At 55.2% G+C, this 4,475-nt stretch carries 4 protein-coding genes; all 4 read left to right on the top strand.

Annotation, left to right across the window (positions count from 1 at the left end; genetic code table 11):
• Window positions 1–75: 75 nt before the first annotated feature.
• Entirely contained in the window at window positions 76–1,572 is a 1,497-nt protein-coding gene (locus AC06ND_RS04025) for a 2-isopropylmalate synthase (protein WP_475677708.1), read from the top strand.
• Window position 1,573: 1 nt separating this feature from the next.
• Window positions 1,574–2,968, top strand: a complete 1,395-nt coding sequence (gene leuC / locus AC06ND_RS04020; protein WP_475677707.1) for a 3-isopropylmalate dehydratase large subunit — start codon at window positions 1,574–1,576, stop codon at window positions 2,966–2,968.
• A gap of 12 nt (window positions 2,969–2,980) precedes the next feature.
• Window positions 2,981–3,604, top strand: a complete 624-nt coding sequence (leuD, locus tag AC06ND_RS04015) for a 3-isopropylmalate dehydratase small subunit (RefSeq protein WP_475677706.1) — start codon at window positions 2,981–2,983, stop codon at window positions 3,602–3,604.
• Window positions 3,605–3,607: 3 nt separating this feature from the next.
• Window positions 3,608–4,475 (top strand): beta/alpha barrel domain-containing protein (locus tag AC06ND_RS04010; RefSeq protein ID WP_475677705.1); only part of this gene is annotated, 868 nt, incomplete at its 3' end.

Genomic DNA, 4,475 nt, shown 5'->3' with positions numbered 1-4,475 from the left:
CGTGAGTCAGAGATGTGGCAGACTGCCGTTACCGTACGCCAGCTCCGTCCAGAGAACGACAACAAGTAAGATTGAATGGATAACAGGGTATACATATTTGATACGACCCTCAGGGACGGAGAGCAGGTACCAGGATGTCAGCTCAATACCATTGAGAAGATCCAGGTGGCCAAGAGCCTCGAGGAGCTCGGCGTCGATGTGATCGAAGCCGGCTTCCCGATCTCCAGCCCGGGAGACTTCAACTCTGTCGTGGAGATCTCCAAGGCTGTGACCTGGCCAACCATCTGCGCACTCTCACGTGCTGTCCAGAAGGACATCGACGTCGCTGCGGAGGCGCTCAAATACGCAAAGCATAAGAGAATCCATACCGGTATCGGTACTTCGGATTCCCACATAAAGTATAAGTTCAACTCGACCCGCGAGGAGATCATCGAGCGTGCGGTCAAGGCTGTGAAGTATGCTAGGAACTACGTCGACGAGGTGGAGTTTTACGCAGAGGACGCAGGACGTACCGACAACGAGTACCTCGCAAGGGTGGTGGAGGCCGTGATCAAGGCCGGTGCCAAGGTGATCAACATCCCTGACACCACCGGATACTGCCTTCCATCGGAGTATGGAGCCAAGATCAAGTATCTCGTAGAGCACGTTGACGGCATCGACAACGCGATACTCTCGACCCACTGTCACAACGACCTCGGAATGGCTACAGCCAACACCATGGCCGGTCTCCTCAACGGAGCACGCCAGTGCGAGGTTACCATCAACGGTGTGGGCGAGCGCGCAGGTAACACCTCCCTCGAGGAGGTTGCCATGATCCTCAAGTGCCATAACGACATCGATCTCCAGACGAACATCAACTCTAAGAAGATATATCCTCTCAGCCGTACCGTCTCAAGTCTGATGAACATGCCAGTCCAGCCTAACAAGGCGATTGTCGGCAAGAACGCGTTCGCGCATTCTTCCGGCATCCATCAGGACGGCGTGCTCAAGAACATGAGCACCTACGAGATCATCGATCCGCATGACATCGGCCTCGACGAGAACAGCATCGTCCTCACCGCAAGGAGCGGACGTGCGGCTCTCCGTTACAGGCTCGAGGTTCTCGGCATCAAGATCGCTGAAGACAAGCTCGACGACGTATATCAGGAGTTCCTCAAGATGGCCGACAAGAAGAAACAGGTCAACGACGACGACCTTCTCGTTCTTGCAGGTGCAGAGCGTGCGGAGAACCGCCACATCAAGCTCGACTTCCTCCAGGTGACTTCCGGTTTGGGTGTGCGTCCTGTCGCAAGCATCGGCCTTGACATCGCAGGCGAGAAGTTCGAGGCTGCAGCTTCCGGAAACGGTCCTGTGGATGCGTCTATCAATGCTCTCAAGAAGATCATCAACCGAAACATGACCCTCAAGGAGTTCACAATCCAGAACATCACCAAGGGTTCTGACGACCTCGGTAAGGTCCATATGCAGGTGGAGCACGCTGGCCATATATATTATGGTTTCGGTGCGAATACCGACGTCATCACGGCATCCGTCGAGGCGTATATCGATTGTATCAACAAATTCGTGAAGTAAGATGAACACTTTGTTTGACAAGATCTGGGACAGCCACGTCGTATCTCTCATCGACGACGGCCCTACCCAGCTCTATATAGACCGCCTCTACTGTCATGAGGTGACCAGTCCTCAGGCTTTCGAAGGCCTCAGGAACAGGGGTATCAAGTGCCTCCGTCCTGACAAGGTCTTCTGCATGCCTGACCACAACACTCCTACCCATGACCAGGACAAGCCTATCGAGGATCCAATCTCGAAGACTCAGGTCGACACCCTCGCTGCAAACGCTGCAGAGTTCGGTCTCACTCACTACGGCATGTTCGACAAGAACAACGGTATCATCCACGTCGTAGGACCGGAGAAGGGTCTTTCCCTTCCTGGCATGACCATAGTCTGCGGTGACTCCCACACCAGCACCCACGGTGCGATGGGAGCAGTAGCGTTCGGTATCGGTACAAGTGAGGTCGAGATGGTACTCGCATCGCAGTGCATACTCCAGGCTAAGCCTAAGTCGATGAGGATCAACATCGAAGGCAGCCTCGGAAGGGGAGTGACCCCTAAGGACGTGGCTCTCTATCTCATGTCTCAGATCACCACCAGCGGCGCGACCGGATATTTCATCGAATACGCAGGTTCAGTGGTACGCGAGATGACCATGGAAGGTCGTCTCACCCTCTGCAACCTCTCTATCGAGATGGGCGCACGCGGCGGTTTCATCGCTCCTGACGAGATCACCTTCGCATACATCAAGGGTCGTGAGTACGCACCTAAGGGCGAGGCTTGGGACAAGGCAGTAGCATATTGGAGCACTCTCCGAAGCGGAGACGACGCTGTCTTCGACAAGGAGCTCAACTTCAACGCTGCTGACATCAACCCGATGATCACCTACGGAACCAACCCTGGTATGGGCATGGCCATCGACGCCGCTATCCCTTCTCTCGAGGGTATGTCGGAGACCGCAAGCCAGTCCTTCATGAAGTCCATGGACTACATGGGATTCCAGCCAGGCGAGAAACTCCTCGGCAAGAAGGTTGACTACGTGTTCCTCGGAGCATGTACCAACGGCCGAATCGAGGACTTCCGTGCCTTCGCCAGCATCGCTAACGGCCGTCACAAGGCCGACAACATCATCGCATGGCTCGTTCCGGGCTCATGGGCTGTCGACAGACAGATCCGTGAGGAGGGCCTCGACAAGATTCTCGAGGAAGCCGGTTTCGAGATCCGTCAGCCAGGCTGCTCTGCATGCCTCGCGATGAACGATGACAAGATTCCTGCAGGCAAGTACTCGGTATCTACCAGCAACCGTAACTTCGAGGGACGTCAGGGACCTAAGTCCAGGACTCTTCTCGCAAGTCCGCTCGTAGCTGCTGCGGCAGCCGTGACAGGCGTAATCACTGACCCTAGGACTCTTCTTTAAAGTATCAAGGCAATGAAAGCAAAGTTCGACATCATACAGTCTACCTGTGTTCCTCTTCCTCTCGAGAACGTGGACACCGACCAGATCATCCCTGCACGTTTCCTCAAGGCTACTTCAAGGGACGAGAAGTTCTTCGGTGACAACCTCTTCAGGGATTGGAGATACAATGCTGACAATACTCCTAAGGAGGAGTTCGTGTTCAATACTCCTGCATTCTGCGCTGCCCCTTCTGAGGGCGTGCACCAGATTCTCGTGGCAGGCAAGAACTTCGGTTCAGGCTCCAGCCGCGAGCATGCAGCATGGGCTATCGCCGGTTACGGATTCAGGGTCGTGATCTCAAGTTTCTTCGCTGACATCCACAAGAACAACGAGCTCAACAACTTCGTTCTTCCTGTGGTAGTCTCTGAGGAGTTCCTCGCGGAGCTCTTCCAGACCATCGCCGCTGACCCTCAGGCACAGGTGAAGGTTGACGTTCCTGCACAGACCGTCACCAACCTCACCACCGGCCGCTCTGAGAAGTTCGACATCAACGGATACAAGAAGTATTGTCTCGTGAATGCGCTTGACGACATCGACTATCTCCTCCAGCAGAAGGCTGAGATCGAGAAGTACGAGGCTGCGTCAGTCAGATATTAGGATATGTTGGAAATTCTTGACACTACCCTCAGGGACGGCGAACAGACCGCGGGCGTCTCATTCAACGTGAATGAGAAGCTGGCGATCGCGAGCATGCTCCTCGAGAAGCTCAAGGTCGACAGAATCGAGGTTGCCTCCGCCAGGGTTTCCCGTGGCGAGTCGGATGCCTTCCGCGCGATATGCAGATGGGCGGCTTCCAAGGGTTGCCTTGATAGGGTCGAGGCCCTCGGCTTCATCGACGGCGGCGTGTCCGTGGACTGGATTGCCGATGCCGGAGGAAAGGTGGTCAACATACTTGCCAAGGGATCTCTGCGTCATGTAACCACGCAGCTAAGGAAGACCCCGGAGCAGCACATCGCCGACATCCTCGAAGTCGTTTCCAAGGCTGAGTCCCGTGGGCTCTCATGCAACATATATCTGGAGGATTGGTCCAACGGAATGCTCCAGTCTCCCGAATATGTGTTCCAGCTCGTGGACGGACTCAAGGATAGCTCGATCAGGAGGTTCATGCTTCCTGACACCCTCGGCATACTCAACCCGGACCAGACAGCTAAGATGGTCTCTCAGATGACCGGGCGCTATCCCGACATCCACTTCGATTTCCATGGGCATAATGACTATGACCTCGCGGTAGCGAACAGCTACGCTGCGGTCAAGGCAGGCATCAGCGGACTCCACCTTACCGTGAACGGACTCGGAGAGAGGACGGGAAACACTCCTCTGGCGAGCATGGCCGTGATCCTGAACGACATGCTCAAGGTCGAGAACAGTCTCGACGAGAGCGAGCTCACCCATGTGTGCAAGTACGTGGAGAGCATCTCGGGCATCAGAGTTCCGGAGAACATGCCGGTCGTGGGCGAGAATGTCTTCA

It is taken from the genome of Candidatus Cryptobacteroides sp. (assembly GCF_056207615.1).
This window is presented reverse-complemented; position numbering and strand designations above follow the sequence as displayed.